This is a genomic window from Limnohabitans sp. Hippo3 (assembly GCF_003063665.1).
In the GTDB taxonomy this organism is placed as follows: Bacteria; Pseudomonadota; Gammaproteobacteria; order Burkholderiales; family Burkholderiaceae_C; genus Limnohabitans_A.
The window spans coordinates 1-16,224 of record NZ_NESF01000020.1; the positions used below are offsets into that span (position 1 = coordinate 1).

18 protein-coding genes and 2 tRNA genes are annotated in these 16,224 nt (G+C 62.0%); 7 read left to right on the top strand and 13 right to left on the bottom strand.

Annotated elements, in window-relative coordinates:
- Window positions 1-387: 387 nt before the first annotated feature.
- The 4 genes from serS (at window position 388) to B9Z34_RS14575 (ending at window position 2,589) form a co-directional block, all read left to right on the top strand.
- Window positions 388-1,695 (top strand): serine--tRNA ligase, encoded by a 1,308-nt coding sequence (gene serS / locus B9Z34_RS14060; RefSeq protein ID WP_108428740.1) that lies wholly within the window; start codon window positions 388-390, stop codon window positions 1,693-1,695.
- A 29-nt stretch (window positions 1,696-1,724) separates the two neighbouring features.
- The gene (locus B9Z34_RS14065) at window positions 1,725-2,189 is read left to right on the top strand and encodes a hypothetical protein (protein ID WP_108428741.1); all 465 of its coding nucleotides are present in this window, start codon (window positions 1,725-1,727) and stop codon (window positions 2,187-2,189) included.
- A 37-nt stretch (window positions 2,190-2,226) separates the two neighbouring features.
- Window positions 2,227-2,316 (top strand) — tRNA-Ser (locus B9Z34_RS14070).
- A gap of 99 nt (window positions 2,317-2,415) precedes the next feature.
- Window positions 2,416-2,589, top strand: a complete 174-nt coding sequence (locus B9Z34_RS14575; RefSeq protein WP_158268733.1) for a hypothetical protein — start codon at window positions 2,416-2,418, stop codon at window positions 2,587-2,589.
- A gap of 106 nt (window positions 2,590-2,695) precedes the next feature.
- Here the strand turns inward: B9Z34_RS14575 and B9Z34_RS14075 are convergent, their stop codons facing one another.
- The 6 genes from B9Z34_RS14075 to B9Z34_RS14100 all read right to left on the bottom strand — a co-directional run bounded on the left by B9Z34_RS14075 (window position 2,696) and on the right by B9Z34_RS14100 (window position 8,020).
- Window positions 2,696-3,298, bottom strand: a complete 603-nt coding sequence (locus B9Z34_RS14075; RefSeq protein WP_108428742.1) for a LuxR C-terminal-related transcriptional regulator — start codon at window positions 3,296-3,298, stop codon at window positions 2,696-2,698.
- Window positions 3,299-3,383: 85 nt separating this feature from the next.
- On the bottom strand, window positions 3,384-4,700 hold the full coding sequence (locus B9Z34_RS14080) for a tryptophan--tRNA ligase (RefSeq protein WP_108428743.1): 1,317 nt from the start codon (window positions 4,698-4,700) through the stop codon (window positions 3,384-3,386).
- A 37-nt stretch (window positions 4,701-4,737) separates the two neighbouring features.
- Entirely contained in the window at window positions 4,738-5,406 is a 669-nt protein-coding gene (locus B9Z34_RS14085; protein ID WP_108428744.1) for a site-2 protease family protein, read from the bottom strand.
- 161 nt (window positions 5,407-5,567) lie between these two features.
- Window positions 5,568-6,191 carry an L-threonylcarbamoyladenylate synthase gene (locus tag B9Z34_RS14090; protein ID WP_108428745.1) on the bottom strand — a complete coding sequence of 208 codons (624 nt, stop codon included), beginning with the start codon at window positions 6,189-6,191 and terminating at the stop codon, window positions 5,568-5,570.
- A 78-nt stretch (window positions 6,192-6,269) separates the two neighbouring features.
- A complete protein-coding gene (locus B9Z34_RS14095) occupies window positions 6,270-7,169 on the bottom strand; it encodes a DMT family transporter (protein ID WP_108428746.1) in 900 nt (299 codons plus the stop codon).
- Window positions 7,166-8,020: a 3',5'-nucleoside bisphosphate phosphatase gene (locus B9Z34_RS14100; protein ID WP_108428747.1), complete on the bottom strand. Its 855-nt coding sequence runs from the start codon at window positions 8,018-8,020 to the stop codon at window positions 7,166-7,168. Before B9Z34_RS14100 ends, B9Z34_RS14095 begins: the two co-directional genes overlap by 4 nt.
- A gap of 151 nt (window positions 8,021-8,171) precedes the next feature.
- Between B9Z34_RS14100 and B9Z34_RS14105 the strand changes: the two genes are divergently transcribed.
- A complete protein-coding gene (locus B9Z34_RS14105) occupies window positions 8,172-8,420 on the top strand; it encodes a YfhL family 4Fe-4S dicluster ferredoxin (RefSeq protein ID WP_019430476.1) in 249 nt (82 codons plus the stop codon).
- 15 nt (window positions 8,421-8,435) lie between these two features.
- Here B9Z34_RS14105 and pth read toward each other — a convergent pair whose 3' ends face one another.
- From pth to B9Z34_RS14140, 7 genes are all read right to left on the bottom strand, one after another.
- The gene (pth, locus tag B9Z34_RS14110) at window positions 8,436-9,071 is read right to left on the bottom strand and encodes an aminoacyl-tRNA hydrolase (RefSeq protein WP_108428748.1); all 636 of its coding nucleotides are present in this window, start codon (window positions 9,069-9,071) and stop codon (window positions 8,436-8,438) included.
- A 115-nt stretch (window positions 9,072-9,186) separates the two neighbouring features.
- Window positions 9,187-9,819: a 50S ribosomal protein L25/general stress protein Ctc gene (locus tag B9Z34_RS14115; RefSeq protein WP_108428749.1), complete on the bottom strand. Its 633-nt coding sequence runs from the start codon at window positions 9,817-9,819 to the stop codon at window positions 9,187-9,189.
- Window positions 9,820-9,918: 99 nt separating this feature from the next.
- Window positions 9,919-10,896: a ribose-phosphate pyrophosphokinase gene (locus tag B9Z34_RS14120; protein WP_199220140.1), complete on the bottom strand. Its 978-nt coding sequence runs from the start codon at window positions 10,894-10,896 to the stop codon at window positions 9,919-9,921.
- 41 nt (window positions 10,897-10,937) lie between these two features.
- Window positions 10,938-11,014 (bottom strand) — tRNA-Gln (locus B9Z34_RS14125).
- A 34-nt stretch (window positions 11,015-11,048) separates the two neighbouring features.
- Complete coding sequence (gene ispE, locus B9Z34_RS14130; protein WP_108428750.1) at window positions 11,049-11,894, bottom strand: 4-(cytidine 5'-diphospho)-2-C-methyl-D-erythritol kinase; 846 nt, start codon at window positions 11,892-11,894, stop codon at window positions 11,049-11,051.
- A 37-nt stretch (window positions 11,895-11,931) separates the two neighbouring features.
- Entirely contained in the window at window positions 11,932-12,453 is a 522-nt protein-coding gene (locus B9Z34_RS14135; RefSeq protein ID WP_108428751.1) for a lipoprotein insertase outer membrane protein LolB, read from the bottom strand.
- Window positions 12,450-14,171, bottom strand: coding sequence for a tetratricopeptide repeat protein (locus B9Z34_RS14140; RefSeq protein ID WP_233249632.1), 1,722 nt, complete (start codon window positions 14,169-14,171; stop codon window positions 12,450-12,452). Before B9Z34_RS14140 ends, B9Z34_RS14135 begins: the two co-directional genes overlap by 4 nt.
- A 77-nt stretch (window positions 14,172-14,248) precedes the next feature.
- Between B9Z34_RS14140 and mutM the strand changes: the two genes are divergently transcribed.
- Both mutM and mutY read left to right on the top strand, forming a co-directional pair.
- A complete protein-coding gene (gene mutM, locus B9Z34_RS14145) occupies window positions 14,249-15,064 on the top strand; it encodes a bifunctional DNA-formamidopyrimidine glycosylase/DNA-(apurinic or apyrimidinic site) lyase (RefSeq protein WP_108428755.1) in 816 nt (271 codons plus the stop codon).
- A complete protein-coding gene (gene mutY / locus B9Z34_RS14150) occupies window positions 15,049-16,089 on the top strand; it encodes an A/G-specific adenine glycosylase (protein ID WP_108428753.1) in 1,041 nt (346 codons plus the stop codon). Before mutM ends, mutY begins: the two co-directional genes overlap by 16 nt.
- Window positions 16,090-16,224: the final 135 nt, after the last annotated feature.

Below are 16,224 nucleotides of genomic sequence, written 5' to 3' on the forward strand. Positions count from 1 at the left end.
CTAATCTTCGGGTGACCGATGCGATCAGGCGATGGCAGGACCTACGCTACCGTTTGGCTGAACCGAGCCGAAAACGCCGCTCACAGAGGGCAACGTTGCGTAAGATATTAAGTTAGCGCATATGCGCGCATGCGGGTATCCACGGCTGACGAAGGCATAAGGCATGGACCCCCGATCGAGTCGGGGGTGACAAAGCATAGTTGTCATACCCGCGTCCCCCACTGTCATACCCGCGCATGCGGGTATCCATGTCGGGCGAAGGCACAAGGCATGGACCCCCGATCGAGTCGGGGGTGACGAAAGTGGGCTGCATGGCCCCTCAATCAACTCTGCCGTGACCAAAGGTTGACGAAGCCCGACCCATTTCCGGGTCACTACAATGTCAGGATGCTTGATATTGTTCTTCTCCGTAAAGATCTGAACGCCGTTGTCGCGCGTTTGCAGACCCGTAAAAATCCCCAGCCTTTCCTGAATGTGGAGGCGTTTCGTGCGCTGGAGGGCGAGCGCAAAACATTGCAGACCCGCACCGAAGAGCTGCAAAGCCAGCGCAACAGCCTGTCCAAACAGATTGGCATGCTCAAGGGCAAGGGCCAGCATGCCGAGGCCGATGCGGTCATGGCGCAGGTGGGCGCGATCAGGGACGAGCTGGACGCTTCGGCCCAGCGGCTGGAGGTGATCCAGGCCGAATTGCAAACCCTGTTGCTGGCCGTGCCCAATTTGCCGCACGAGTCGGTACCCGTCGGGGCAGATGAGCACGGCAACATCGAGGTGCGCCGTTGGGGCACCGTGCGCAGTTTCGATTTCGAGCTCAAGGACCATGTGGACATCGGCGGCCCGCTGGGCCTGGACTTTGAGACCGGCACCAAGCTGACCGGCTCGCGCTTCACCTTCATGCGTGGCCCGGTGGCCCGTTTGCACCGGGCGCTGGCGCAGTTCATGCTGGATGTGCAGACCGCAGAGCATGGCTACACCGAGTGCTACACGCCTTACATCGTGAACGCCGACACCCTGCGCGGCACGGGCCAGCTGCCCAAGTTCGAGGCCGATTTGTTTGCCGCCAACAAGGGTGGCCAAGAGGGCGAAGAAAGCCAGGCGCTGTACCTGATTCCCACCTCTGAGGTGACCCTTACAAACGTCGTGCGTGACGAGGTGCTGGCCGAGAACGATTTGCCGATCAAGCTGACGGCGCACACGCCGTGCTTCCGGTCGGAAGCGGGCAGCGGCGGGCGCGATGTGCGTGGCCTGATCCGTCAGCACCAGTTTGACAAGGTCGAGATGGTGCAGATCGTGCACCCGGAGCACAGCTACGAGGCGCTGGAGGACATGACCCGCCACGCCGAGGCCATTTTGCAAAAGCTGGGCTTGCCCTACCGCGTGATGAGCCTGTGCACAGGCGACATGGGCTTTGGTGCCAGCAAGACCTATGACCTGGAGGTTTGGGTGCCCGCGCAAAACACTTACCGCGAGATCAGCTCGGTGTCCAACTGCGAGGCCTTCCAGGCCCGTCGCCTGCAGGCGCGTTTCAAAAATGCCCAAGGCAAGAACGAGTTGGTGCACACCCTGAACGGCTCTGGTCTGGCCGTGGGCCGTGCGCTGGTGGCGGTTTTGGAGAACTACCAAAACGCCGACGGCTCGGTCACGGTGCCCGAGGTGCTGCGCCCTTACATGGGTGGTGTGGCGCTGCTCAGCGTTTGATGTTTTTGGCTTTCACCAGGAGTGCGTTGATGAATGGCATGCATCGTGTTTACGGGGCTCTCTTGGTGGCGGTCGGTTTGGCCGCTGGTTTGTCAGGTTGTGCCAACACGGGCAGCTCGACCTCGGTGGCCGTGGGGCCGGATGGCAAAGTGCAAAACCCGGTGCAATTGCTCGGGCAGCTGCCTTTGCCGCCGGGTGCGGCCATACGGGCTGAACAGTCCCTGATCATTGGCGCAGGTGACAATTGGGTGGGCCGCGTGGTGCTGGATGTGGGGCGTGACTTTGACGCCGCTTACCGCTTTTTCCTGGAAACCTACCCGGCGCAGGGCTGGACCGTGGTGTCGGCCGTGCGTGGCAAAAACAGTTTTCTGGTCATGACGCGGCAAGAACGCACCGCGACGTTCGAGATGGTGGATGGCGGCATGATGGGCAGCAGCGTGTCCTTGACGATGGCCCCACGCAACGCGGCGGTCATGGTGCCGAAAAAGCCCTGAGGGGCTCTGCTAGAATCACGGCTTCGACAAATACTCAGGAGGGGTGGCAGAGTGGTCGAATGTACCTGACTCGAAATCAGGCGTAGTGGCAACATTACCGAGGGTTCGAATCCCTCCTCCTCCGCCAGTTGAAAACCCCGCAGTGGTTCACCATTGCGGGGTTTTTTTATGACTTTCGCGGCGTTCAGTTTCGCTGACGCCCTTCTCCAAACTTCAGGCAGTGGCCATGAAATCCTTGTTTTTGCTGTTGTGGGCGGGTGTGGCGAGCGCATGCCTGTCGGGCTGCACCGTGTTGGCGATTGCCGATGCCGCGGGCTCTGCGGTGGTTTACGGGGTCAAGACCACCGTCAATGTGCTGGATGCGGTGACGCCCGACATTGTGAACAAGAAGAAGGATTAAAACCTTCAGCCACGGCTGTATGGGTGCTGAAGACCCACCATGCAAAACCGGCACAGAGGTGCCGGTTTCCAAGAACAAAACAGGCACTTCAAGTGCCTGTTGTTTTTTAAATACCCAGCCAGCCGTTGGTGCGGGCAAAGTGCAGCGCTTGCGTGCGGCTGTTGACGCCCAAGCGGCGGAACAGACGCCAGAAGTGCACCTTGACGGTGTGCTCGCTGATGTCGAGTTTCTCGGCGATTTCGCGGTTGGACAGGCCTTGGTCCAGCATCAAAATCAGTTGCTTTTGGCGCTTGGACAGTTTGGTCGGACCGGCAGGGGTGGTTTCTTCCTCTGCCTCTTCTTCTTCGGTGATCAACAGGCTGCGCAGGGCCGCAATGATTTGCGCAGGGCTGTTGGATTTTTCGATGAAGGCGTTGGCACCGGCTTCAAGGCAGCGCGATTCGAATTCGCTGGCGCTGGCACTGGTGACGACTGCCAAGGGCACGTTCGGGAATTTGGCTTTCAGCACTTGAACGCCGGACATGCCCAGGGTGTCGGGCAACTGCAGATCCAGGCAGAAAAGTTCGGGCACGCCGTTCTTCTCAACCGTCGATTCCACCACGTTCAATTTGTGGATGGGGATGATCTTGAGTCCTGGCTTGACACGGTGGACCAGCATGGTGAGCGCATCGCGCATCAGGGGGTGGTCATCGATGACATATACAGTCATGTTTTAGATCTTCGCAGTAGGCTTAAAGTTTAAGGATACACCTAATTGTGAGTTTGCGCAATATAAATTGGCAAATTTGGAAAAGTTATTTAATTGTTTTTTGCGAATTGGCGATTTCTGACAGAGCAAGGCCCACGACTTGTGCTTTTTCAGGTGTCAATGCTTCCAGCAGAGAAGCCATGTCTGTCAGGCCAGCCAGCCCCTCGGCTTGCAGGCGCGCGATGGTTTGCCCAGCTTGCTTGGGTGACGCGAACCCGCGGCTTTGCAAGAGCAGCTGGCCTTGTGCGTCGACCAGCTTGAAGTAGAACTGGCCGTCTTTTTCGCGGTATTGCTTGAAGCTGGGGAGCGCGGTTTTGGCTTCCTTGGCCACGGTTGCCGTGCTGCCGGATGACAAGGCACGCAAGCCCACGGCGTGGCGCAACTCGCGGATGAAGGGGGTGGCCAGCTGGCGGGCTTTGTCGGCCCCGGCCAGCAAAATTTGGTCCATCTGCCCGGGGTTGTTGATCAGGGCTTGGTAGTGCTCGCGCATGGGCGCGATTTCGCGGTCGATGCGCTCGAACAGCATTTGCTTGGCGTCGCCCCAGCCGATGCCGTCGGCATAGGCGCGGGCCATAGCCGCAGTTTCTTCGGCGCTGGCAAAGGCCTGGTAAATCTGGAACAGGGCCGAGCCTTCGGTGGCCTTGGGCTCGCCCGGTGCTTTGGAGTCGGTCACGATGGCTGCGATTTGCTTGCGCATTTGGGCAGCGGGTGCGAACAGCGGGATGGTGTTGTCGTAGCTCTTGCTCATCTTGCGGCCGTCCAGGCCTGGCAAGAGGGCCACCGATTCTTCGACCACGGCTTCGGGCAGCACGAAATGCTCGCCATACAAATGGTTGAAGCTCGAGGCCATGTCGCGCGCCATCTCGATGTGCTGGATCTGGTCGCGGCCCACGGGCACCTTGTGCGCCTTGAACATCAAGATGTCCGCGCCCATGAGGACCGGGTACATGAACAGGCCCGCCGACACATCGCTGTCCGGGTCATGGCCTGCGGCGTTGTTTTTGTCGACTGCCGCTTTGTAGGCGTGGGCACGGTTGAGCACGCCCTTGCCAGTCACGCAGGTGAGCAGCCAGGTGAGTTCGGGGATTTCGGGAATGTCCGACTGGCGGTAGAAGGTGACTTTGTCCGGGTCCAGGCCCGAGGCGATCCAGCTCGCAGCGATCTCGAGCGTGGAGCGCTGGATGCGGGCGGGCTCGTCGCACTTGATGAGCGCGTGGTAGTCGGCCAAAAAGTAAAAACCATCGGTGCTGGTGTCGCGGCTGGCTTGCACCGTGGGGCGGATGGCGCCCACGTAGTTGCCCAGGTGGGGGGTGCCTGTGGTGGTGATGCCGGTGAGGACGCGGGTGCGAGTTTTGGAGTTCATGAGAAAAGCAGACGGGGAATGATCAGCGCCACTGAATTTATCGCAACAGAGCGGCCAGTGGACTGAGGGTGAGTTTCAGGAAGTCAAAAGTCAGACCCATCAGGGGCTGCATCCACCAGGCGCTGATGAGGCCGGTGAGCACGAGGGCCATGACGATGAAAAAGCCCCAGGGTTCGATGCGCGACACCAGCACGGCCTGACGCCAGGGCAACAGACCCACCAAAATGCGACCGCCATCCAGCGGAGGCAGGGGGAAGAGATTGAAGGCGAACATGACCACGTTGGTCAACATGCCGGCTTTGCACATTTCCAGGAAAAAGCGCTCGGTCACGCCACTGCCCGCCAGCGCGTAAAGCACAACGCCCCAGAGGACAGCCTGAACCAGGTTGGAGGCAGGACCCGCCAGTGCCACCCAGACCATGTCGCGCTTGGGGTGGCGCAGCAAGTCAAAGCGCACTGGAACCGGCTTGGCATAGCCGAACAGGAAAGCACCACTGGTGCTGATGTACAGCAGCAGCGGCAGCAAGATGGTGCCCAGTGGATCGATGTGCGGCAGGGGGTTGAGCGTGACGCGACCCAGCATGGCGGCGGTGTTGTCGCCCAGACGCTGCGCGGCATAGCCGTGGGCGGCCTCGTGCAGCGTGATCGCGAAGATCACGGGCAGGGCGTAAATCAGGACGGTCTGGATGAGGTCGGACATAAGCATCAGATTGTCTCAGACCTGGCCAGCGCTTGGGACTGGGGGCTCAGTGGCTATGTGGGAGAGTGCTCACAATTTTTTGTGGGAGCGACCCCCTGCTCGCTAAGGGCGGTTGAGCGATGTCGCACATTCGGCCGCGGGGGCGGCCTCCCACATTGGAAAGCCGTTCAGAGGCCCAGGCGCGCAGGATCGCCCTGGCCTTGGCGCAGCACTTGGGGCTCGTCGCTGCTCATGTCGATCACGGTGGTGGGCTCGAGCGAGCAAGCCCCGGCATCGATGACCGCGCCCACCTGGTGCTCCAGTCGTTCGCGGATCTCTTCGGGGTCGTTGAGCGGCTGGTCTTCGCCGGGCATGATGAGGGTGGCCGCCAGCAGCGGGGCGCCATGCAGGGCCAGCAGTTCCTGCAGCACCTGGTGCTCGGGCACGCGCAGGCCAATGGTTTTGCGCTGGGGGTGGCTCACGCGGCGCGGCACTTCCTTGGTGGCTTCCAGGATGAAGGTGAAGGGCCCGGGTGTGGCCTGTTTGATGGCGCGAAACTGGCGGTTGTCCACCCGCGCGTAGTTGGCCAGCTCGCTCAGGTCGCGGCACAGCAGCGTCAGGTGGTGCTTGTCGTCCACACCGCGAATGCGGCGCAGCTGGTCGGCGGCGTTTTTGTCGTCGAGGTGGCAGACCAGGGCGTAGCTGGAGTCGGTGGGCACGGCCAGCACGCCGCCCTGGTTGAGCAGCTGCACGGCTTGCTTGAGCAGGCGCGCTTGCGGGTTGTCGGGGTGAACAGTGAAAAACTGGGCCATGGGTGCGGACAGGCGGTTGCCGGTGGTGATCGTATGAAGGTAAATGGGGGCGAAATCCCGCAGGGGAAGGGCCTTGCCTTAGGATTCCGGGGGCTGGATGGCGATGCGGTTTTCGCGCACGGTGAGCCAGGCCCCCAAAGCGCCACACAGGGCCACCAGACCCATGCCGACAAAGGTCCACTGGTCGGGCAGGTGGTTGAACACCAGCCAGCCGCCCAGCACCGCAAAGCCGATCTGGGTGTACATGTAGGGCGTGAGGGTGGCGGCCGGGGTTCGGCCATAGGCCAGGATCAGCAAAAAATGCCCGATCGAGGCCAGTACGCCCATGATCAGCAGCTGCAACCAGACGGTCCAGTCTGCGGGCATCTCCCAGACAAAGGGCAGCAGCAGCGTGGCCATGCCCGTGCCAATCCAGCCGGTGTAGAAGTGGGTGGTGATCGGGTCTTCGGTCTTGGCCATCTTGCTGGTCAGCAGCTGAAAGCCGGAGTTGGTGCCTACCAACATCAAGGGCAGGATCACCGTCCAGTCAAAGTGCTGGCTGCCGGGGCGGATGATGACCATGGTGCCCAGGAAGCCGCCTACCACCAGCAGCCAGCGCAGGGGGCGGATTTTTTCCTTGAGCATCCAGGCCGCCAGCAAGGTGATGACCAAGGGGGCCAGCAGCGAGATGGCGGTGAACTCGCCCACGGGCATGTACTTGAGGCTCAAAAAAGCCAGGATGCTGCAGGCAAACAGCAGCAGGCCACGGGCCAGCTGAAAGCGCGGGTGCTCGGTGCGCAAAACGCGCCTGCCGCGCCCCGGCCAGACCACCACCGTGGTGATGAGCGCCTGAATGGCGTAGCGGAACCACAGCGCCACCATCACCGACAAGCCGGCACTGACATGCCGTGTGGTGGTGTCCAGGGTGGCGAAGCAGGCGGTGGCCAGGACCGCAAAGCCGATGCCCTGAAGGCTGGCGTGTCGGTGCGTCGGATTCACTGGATGCGGTCGGCCAGCAATTCCCAAACCGGGGTGAGTTGGCCAGGCAGGTAGGGCAGGGTGCCCAGGTCGATGCGGCTTTCGTCGGGGCTGTGGAAGTCACTGCCGCGCGAAGCCACCAGGTCGAATTCGAGGGCGGTTTCGGCGTAGCGCACCGCCTCTTGTGAGGAGTGGCTGCCGGTGATGACCTCCACCCCGCGCCCGCCATGGGCCTTGAATTCGCTGAACAGCGCGTACTCTTCGTTGGGCGTGAAGCCGTAACGGGCAGGGTGGGCAATGACGGCGATGCCGCCCGCTTCGGTGATCCATTGCACCGCTTCTTGCAGACGCGCCCAGCGGTGTGGCACATAGCCGGGTTTGCCTTCGGTCAGGTATTTGCGAAACACCTCGGAGGTGTCGCTGCACACACCCGTTTCGACCAAGTGCCGGGCAAAGTGGGTGCGCGAAATCAGCTCGGGGTTGCCCACGTATTGCAGGGCACCTTCGTAGGCGTTTGGGATGCCGACCTTGGCCAGGCCGTCCGACATCTCCTGGGCGCGTTCGCTGCGCCCGCCCCGGGTGCGGCGCAAGCCGGTCACCAAGTCGGCGTTGTGTGGGTCAAAGCCCAGGCCCACGATGTGCACGGTCTGGTGGGCAAAGGTGACCGAAATTTCGGTGCCTGTAAGGTAAGGCATGCCCAGTGCCTTGGCCGCGGCCAGGGCGCGGTCTTGCCCGCCCACTTCGTCGTGGTCGGTCAGTGCCCACAGTTCCACGCCGTTGGCTTTGGCGCGTTCGGCCAGGGCTTCGGGGGTGAGGGTGCCGTCGGAGATGACGGAGTGGCAATGCAGGTCGGCGTTCATCATTGGGCCCATTTTAGGCGCATGCCGCCGGGTCAGCGCCACTCGTGGGGACTTGCCTGTGTCCAGCCTTGGGTCAGGCAACAGCCCTGCAGTTCTTCAGGCTGATGCCTGTGGCCGATAATTCGGGCATGACCACGATGCAGACTTTTGCGGAGCCCCAGCCATGGCACTGATGATCACCGATGAATGCATCAACTGCGATGTGTGTGAGCCCGAGTGCCCGAACCAGGCGATTTATCTGGGCGAAGAAATTTACGAAATCGACCCGTCCAAGTGCACCGAGTGCGTCGGGCATTTCGACGAGCCCCAGTGTGTGCAAGTGTGTCCCGTGGCTTGCATTCCCGTCAACCCCCAACACGTCGAAAACCAGGAGTCGCTCTGGGCCAAATACCGCCGCTTGCAGGGGCAGTGAGGCGGGTGGCCTGTATCACTCGGCTGCAGGGACGTCTGGCGCAGGTGTTTTAACGGGACGGGGCGGTTTGGGGCGCGGCGGCTTGCTGGTGTGGATGCGGGCCATGGCCTTTTCCATGTCGCCCGCCAGGAGCAGGGGCAAAGCCGCTACAGCGCGGTGGATGCTGTCGTCGATGGCTTTGCGGTGCTCCAGCATCGGCTTCTTCAAGACCCAGCCGACCACTTCGGCCTTGTCGCCCGGGTGGCCGACGCCAATGCGCAGACGCCAATAGTCGGCCGTGCCCAGTTGGGCATGGATGTCCCGCAGGCCGTTGTGCCCGGCGTGGCTGCCGCCCAGCTTGAGCTTGGCTTCGCCGGGCGGGATGTCGAGTTCGTCGTGCGCCACCAGAATTTCTTGCGGCTGGATTTTGAAGAACCGGGCCAGTGCGCTGACCGATTTGCCCGACAGGTTCATGAAGGTCTGGGGTTCGAGCAACCACACGTTTTGGCCGTTGACGGTGGTGCGGGCCACCAGGCCGTGGTAGCTGCGCTCGGGCACCAGCGACACCTTGAGTTCGCGGGCCACGGCATCGATCCACCAGAAACCGGCGTTGTGGCGGGTGTCTTCGTATTCGTTGCCCGGGTTGCCCAGGCCGACAAGCAGTTTGATCATGGTGTGTGATTATCCTTGGCGCAGGCGGCCTTGCGGGGGGAGCCGCTGGCCCCAAAGCAAAAGGCCCGCTTTCGCGGGCCTTGCAGAGCGGGGCTTTGCAGCCCCAGGCAGAAGATCACTTCTTGCCTTTGCCCTTGCCTTTGGCGTCTGCAGGAGCTGCAGCGGCCACAGGGGCTGCCACTTCTTCTTCGACAGGTGCCACCACGGACACGAGGACCGGGTTTTTCTTGCCATGGGTGATGGCTTTGCAGCCAGCAGGCAAGGTGATGTCGTTCAGGTGCAGTGAATTGCCCTTGGTCAGGCCCTTCAGATCCACCGCGATGAACTCGGGCAGGTTGGCGGGCAGGCAAGCGACTTCGATTTCGGTCGCCACGTGGGTGACGGTGCACTTGTCGGTCTTGACGGCTTCGGACTCTTCTTCACCGCTGAAGTGCAATGGCACCTTCATGTGCAAAGTGGTATTAGCGTCTACGCGCTGGAAGTCGATGTGTTGCACCAACTGCTTGAAGGGGTGCATCTGGTAGTCACGCAGCAAGACTTTGCTGGTTTGACCGTTCATTTCCATGTCCAGGATCGAAGCGTGGAAAGCTTCCTTTTTCAGGGCGTGCCACAAAGCGTTGTGGTCCAGCTCGATCAGTTGGGGGGCCGATGTGGAACCGTAAACGATGCCAGGCGTGCGGCCGGAATTGCGGAGACGGCGGCTCGCACCCGTGCCCTGCTTAGCGCGCTCAAAAGCGACGAATTTCATACATTTCTCCTTCTAGGGCCCACCGCGACCAGTGCGGCCCTGACTTAAAAAAGCCAGCCAGTCCACAAGGACGGCTGGCCACTGGTGGCCTCTTCCCGATCAGGCTTGATCGGAGAACAGGCTCATCACCGACTCGCCGTGCGCAATCCGGTTGATCGTTTCGGCGATCAGCGGCGCCACGGAGAGTTGGCGAATCTTGGAACACGCTGCGGCTTCGGCCGTCAGCGGGATGGTGTTGGTGACCACGACTTCGTCAAGGGCCTCGCCCTTGGCGATGCGGTCGATGGCCGGACCCGAAAAAATCGGGTGTGTGCAATAGGCGTAGACTTTTTTGGCGCCGCGCTCTTTGAGCACTTCAGCCGCTTTGACCAAGGTGCCAGCGGTGTCGATCATGTCGTCCATGATCACGCAGTTGCGGCCGTCGATCTCGCCGATGACGTGCATGACTTCGCTCACGTTGGCCTTGGGGCGGCGCTTGTCGATGATGGCCAGGTCGCAGCCGAGCTGTTTGGCCAAGGCGCGGGCACGCACCACGCCGCCCACATCGGGCGACACGACGATCAGGTCGTCGTAGTTTTGCTGGCGCAGGTCACCCAGCAGAACAGGGGACGCGTAAATGTTGTCGACCGGGATGTCGAAGAAGCCCTGGATCTGGTCGGCGTGCAAGTCCATGGTCAGCACGCGGTCCACACCCACAGCTTGGAGCATGTTGGCGACCACTTTGGCCGAGATCGGCACGCGGGTGGAACGGGGGCGGCGGTCCTGGCGGGCGTAACCGAAATAAGGGATGACGGCGCTGATGCGGCCAGCCGAGGCGCGCTTGAGCGCGTCGACCATGATCAGCAGTTCCATCAGGTTTTCGTTGGTGGGTGCGCAGGTGGACTGCACCACGAACACTTCGCGTGCGCGAACGTTTTGCTTGAGTTCGACAGTGACTTCGCCGTCAGAGAAACGGCCCACATCGACCGCGCCGAGCTGTGTGCTCAGGTGCTTGGCGATCTCGGCAGCCAAAACGGGATTGGCGTTGCCAGTGAACAGCATGAATTCGGGGGGGAGTGAAGCAGGCTGCATGTGCATTCCAGCGATCAGATAAAGGGGCCTGTACGATTGAACGTATTTGGCAGGGGAAGAAGGACTCGAACCTTCGAATGCCGGAATCAAAATCCGGTGCCTTAACCAACTTGGCGACTCCCCTACACGGGTTGACCGCTGAAACAGCGACCGACCGATCAACTATCGCTGGATGCCCAACCCTGTAAAGGGTGAACCTCCAAATTGCTGCATTGGCGTCCTTGCCATCGGTCTGGGACCTGAATTGGCGCGGTGCCTGAGGTGCAATGTGCGAACACTGCACTGCCAGAACCTGTCATTTTGCCGTTCATGCCTGCGTTGCCAAGCACTTGGAGTGCGAGGGAAACGTCTGGGCAGATCGTTTGAGCAACAGGTTGCAGATCATTGTGACCAAAGTCATATGGCGCTGCAGCGAAGACCGAAATTGTAGCAGGCTTTGTGGCCCGTTGAAGCGCCGGGTGCGTAAAAATTTGGGCGGTTTCGACGCCCGAGGGTGGTTTGAGGACCCAAAACCGCGCCGCAGACAGTGCGATGGGGGTGATTTGCTCGCCGATGCCTTCCACCCAGGCGTTGTGGCCGCGCAGGAAAAAAGGCACGTCTGCGCCCAGTTGCAGGCCCAGTTTCTCGAGCGCAGTCCGCTTCAATTTGAGATCCCAAAGCCGGTTGAGTGCGAGCAGGCAGCTGGCGGCGTCTGATGAGCCGCCGCCCATGCCTGCCTGGGCCGGGATTTGTTTTTCGACCGCGATGTGCACGCCTTGAGTGCAGCCTGTGTGCTGCTGCAGCAATTTGGCGGCGCGGGTGATCAGGTCGTCGGCGGGTAGCTGGACGGTCAGGTCTTCGCGGCTGATGCCGCCCCCGGGGCGTTTTTCAAAGTGCAGGGTGTCGCACCAGTCGATGAGCATGAACACCGATTGCAGCAGGTGGTAACCGTCGGGGCGCTGGCCTGTGATGTGCAGGAACAGGTTGAGCTTGGCCGGGGCCGGGACGTCGTGCAGCAGTTTCATGGGGCAGATTATCGCCAGACCTGAGGCGTGAGCGGCCTCAGCGGTCGAGCAAGATGCGCAACACGGCTTCAGGGGCCGGGGCGTTTTTGCGGGCGGTCAGGCGACCTTCGCGGTGGGCCGTCAGATCCACTTGCCAGCCGGGCACCTCAGCGGCTTTGCCCGCCAGCCATTCAAACAGCGCGGCAATGGGCAGCTCGGTGCCCGTCAGGCGCTGGCTCAGGCTTTGCAGGTTGGCGCTTTCGGTTTTGTCCTGGCCTTGCTCCAGCACGGCGGCTTGGGGTGTCCAGCTCAGGCGTGCCAGTGTCGTGCCAATCGGGCTGAGCAAGACCAGTTGGCCTTGGTCGGCCGAGCCTTGCAGCTCAAAGCTGGCACTCCAGTTTTGCGGTGGCGTGCTTTGCAACTGCAAGGCCAGACGCCCCGACCAGAAGGCGGCCGGGTCAGCGGGCGTGGGGCGGGGGGTGGCACACCCGGCTAGGCTGAGCAGCAGGCCCAGACTCAGCAGGCCCAGCCAGGCACGTCGCTCAGGCGGAGATGGCAGTGGCTGCCGGGGCGGCTTCATGGTTTGAAGTTGAAGCGCTTGAGGGTTTCGACCAGGGTTTCGTTGTCGGCCTTGAGCAGCAGTCCTTCGCGCCAGATGGTGCCGGCTTCGCGTTGCTGGCCGGTCACCCAGAGCACCTCGCCCAAGTGCGCGGCGATCTCGGCATCGGGTTTGGCTTTGTAGGCGGCTTTGAGGATTGTCAGGGCTTCCTGGTGCAGGCCTTGGCGGTACTTCACCCAGCCCAGGCTGTCCTGGATGTAGGCGTCTTTGGGCGACAGTTGCACGGCTTTTTCAATCAGTTGCTGCGCTTCTTCCAGGCGGATGTTGCGGTCTGCGAGCGAGTAGCCCAAGGCATTGAAGGCATGTGCTTCTTGCGGTGCCTTGGCCATGAGCTGGCGCAGCAGGGCCTCCATTTCGTCGTAGCGTTTGAGCTTTTCGCAAACCATCGACAACTCGGTTAGCAATTCGGTGTCGTCGGGTTTTTTGTCCAGGGCAGCCCGCACCAAGGGGTAGGCTGCGGCCGCGTCGCGGTGCTCACGCAGCCAAAAGGACTGGGCCAGCACCTTGCGGCGTGCCTGTTCGGGGTTGGCCGGTTTGACTTGGGCCAACACGCGGCGCGCCTCGTCCATGCGGCCTTGCTGCGCCAGCAGGTCGGCTTGGCGGCTGGCAAGCTTGATCGGGTCGGCCCCAGGGGGCATGCGGCCGAGCCATTGGTTGGCGCGGTCCAGTTGCCCTTGCTTTTGCGCGATTTGTGCCAGGCTCATCAAGGCTTCGGCCAATCCTGCCTGCTGCTCTGGCGAGGGGTTGTTAGCCACCAGTCGGGTGTATTGTTCGAGGCGTTTTTCAGCTTCAGGCAGCTGGCCGTTTTCCTGCAAGACCAGGCCGTGGATCAGCCAGCCATCGGCAAATTCCGGGTGCTTGGCGTTGAGCACCGCCAGTTGCGCCAAGGCTTCAGGGTAGAGCTGCAGGCCCACCAAAGTGCGTGCATAGCCCAGACGCAGTTCGGGCACCACATCGGTTTTCATGGCCGCATCGACCATGGGTTTGAGGGTGCTGTTGGCGTTGACCAACAGGCTGAGCGCCAGCACCAAAGGCCCTGTGGCCTGTGGGTCGGCGGCGTGGCCTTGCGTCGAGGCTTCGACCGCCCGCGAGATCTGGCCCGCATCCCGGCGCATGCGGCCCACGGTGGTCCAGGCTGTCGCGGCGGTGGTTTTTTGGGTGAAGGCCTGGGCCAGGGCTTTTTCCACCACATCGGCCGCCAGGGCCTTGTCTTGCACTACGCTGAACAAACGCGGCACGGAAGCAATGGCGCCGGGCTGCTCGTCCAAGGGCAGCTCGTTGATGGAGACCGCCAGGGCTTTGCCCGCTTCTTCCACCCGGTTCAGGGCCAGCAAAATCTGGAGCACGTAGCGACTGGCTTCGATGGCGGTGGGGATTTCCCTTTTCCAGGTTTGCGCCGCTTGCAGGGCGGCTTCGCCAGAGCGGGCTTGCAGGGCCATGTCGACCGCGCGCTGGAACAGTGCCGGGTTGCGGGTTTTGCGTGCCGCGTCGAGCATGATGGAAAAACCGCTGCCCGGCGAGCCCATGCGGGTGTTGAGTTCGCCCAGCAGGATTTGGTAGAACAGGGCCGCGTCCAGCGCCGATTGTCGGGGTGCCGTTTCGGCTTTGGGGGCGACAGACTGCGCCCAAGCACCGACGACGCACGAGGACAAGAGGGCAAGTCGAAACCAGAATTTCATGCCGACCATCATAATCCAGCCACCTTTTTAACCAGGGCGCTGCAGGCCAATGGCCATTGCGGGCGCCGGACCCTTGCATGCCCGAACTCCCGGAAGTTGAAGTCACCCGCCGCAGTTTTGCCGACCGCATCGCCTCGGCCCACATCTTGGCCATGCACTTGGGCAAGCCTCTGCGCTGGCCGCTGGGCGTGCCCGCCGCCAGTTTGGTGGGGCGTCAAATCTGGGGCGTGCGCAGGCGTGGCAAATACCTGCTGCTCGATTTGGACCAAGGCTTGCTGCTGGTGCATCTGGGCATGTCGGGCAGCTTGAACTTTGCCCCCACCCAGCCCGAAGCTGGCCCGCACGACCACATGAACCTGGTGACCGACCGGGGGGTGCTGCGGCTGCACGATCCGCGCCGATTCGGGGCGGTGGTTTGGGCCCCGGGTGAAGATTCGCCCCAGGCGCAAAAACTGCTGGGGCGTTTGGGTGTGGAGCCTTTGAGCGCACAGTTCGATGTGACGGCTTTTGCCCAAGCCCTCAAAAAACGCCAGTCGGCCATCAAGCAGGTCTTGCTGGCGGGCGACGAGGTGGTGGGCGTGGGCAACATTTACGCGTCTGAAGCCTTGTTCAAGGCAGGCATTCGACCCACCACGAAAGCCTCGCGTTTGTCCAAACCGCGTGTGGCCCGGCTGCACGCGGCCATCGTGCAGGTGTTGACCCGTGCGGTGGCGCAGGGCGGCAGCTCGCTCAAGGATTTTGTAAACGCCGAAGGCCGCACCGGGTATTTCCAGCTGGAAGCGGCGGTGTACGGTCGCGCGGGTGAGCCTTGCCGGGTGTGCGCCACACCCATCCGGTCCATGCTGCAGGGTCAGCGCACCACTTTTTATTGCCCCACATGTCAGAAACCGTGATGACTTTGCCCGAAGGTTTTGCCCGCCGCATGGTGGACTGGCAGCGCCTGCATGGCCGTCAAAGCCTGCCTTGGCAAAACACCCAGGACCCTTATCGCGTTTGGTTGTCCGAGATCATGCTGCAGCAAACGCAGGTGAGCACGGTGCTGGACTACTTTCCGCGGTTTTTGGGGCGCTTTCCGGACGTGGCAGCGTTGGCTGCTGCGCCGCAAGACGATGTGCTGGCGCTGTGGAGTGGCCTGGGTTATTACAGCCGCGCCCGCAACCTGCACAAATGCGCCCAAGAGGTCATGGCGCGGTTTGGTGGGGCCTTTCCGCGCCGCGCCGAAGACCTGCAAACCTTGCCTGGTATTGGCCGATCGACTGCAGCGGCGATTGCGGCCTTTTGCTTTGGCGAGCGCGCTGCCATTCTGGACGGCAACGTCAAGCGCGTGCTGACCCGGGTGCTGGGCTACAGCGCAGATTTGGCAATGGGCAAAAACGAAAAAGTCTTGTGGGCGCTGGCGCAAGACCTGTTGCCAGCGCAAGCGGCCGACATGCCGCGCTACACCCAAGCCTTGATGGACTTGGGGGCTACGGTCTGTTTGCCGCGCAAGGCGCAGTGCGAGGCTTGCCCGGTCAGCACCGTGTGCCAGGCCCAAGCGCGGGGCGAGCCGCTGGCCTACCCCGTCAAAACCCGCAAGCTCAAGCGCAGCAGCGCCACCTTGTGGCTGTTGTGGGCGGTCAATGCGCAAGGCCAGGTGTGGCTGCAAAAGCGGCCAGACACGGGCATCTGGGCGGGCTTGTTCAGCTTGCCCGTGTTTGAGTCCGAGGCGAATTTGCTGGCCGCTTGGGTGAAGGGTGGAGACCCGCAGTACATCGCGCCCTGGAAGCATGTGCTCACGCACCGCGATTTGCACCTGCACCCGGTGCGCATGCTTGGGTCCGGCAAGTCCGCTCCGACTTGTGAGGGGCAGTGGGTGGATGCCGATGCCTGGCCCGCGATGGGCTTGCCAGCGCCAATTCGAACCTTGTTGATGACTTGAGCCAGAGTAGATACTGTGATGCGTGTCAAGCGCAGTGAAGTGCCGAGTTGAACGGTTTGTTCGACTTGAGCACACCAACAGCCACATGAACGAGCTTGCGCATCATGGCACCAATGATCAGTTTGGGCGGTTTGC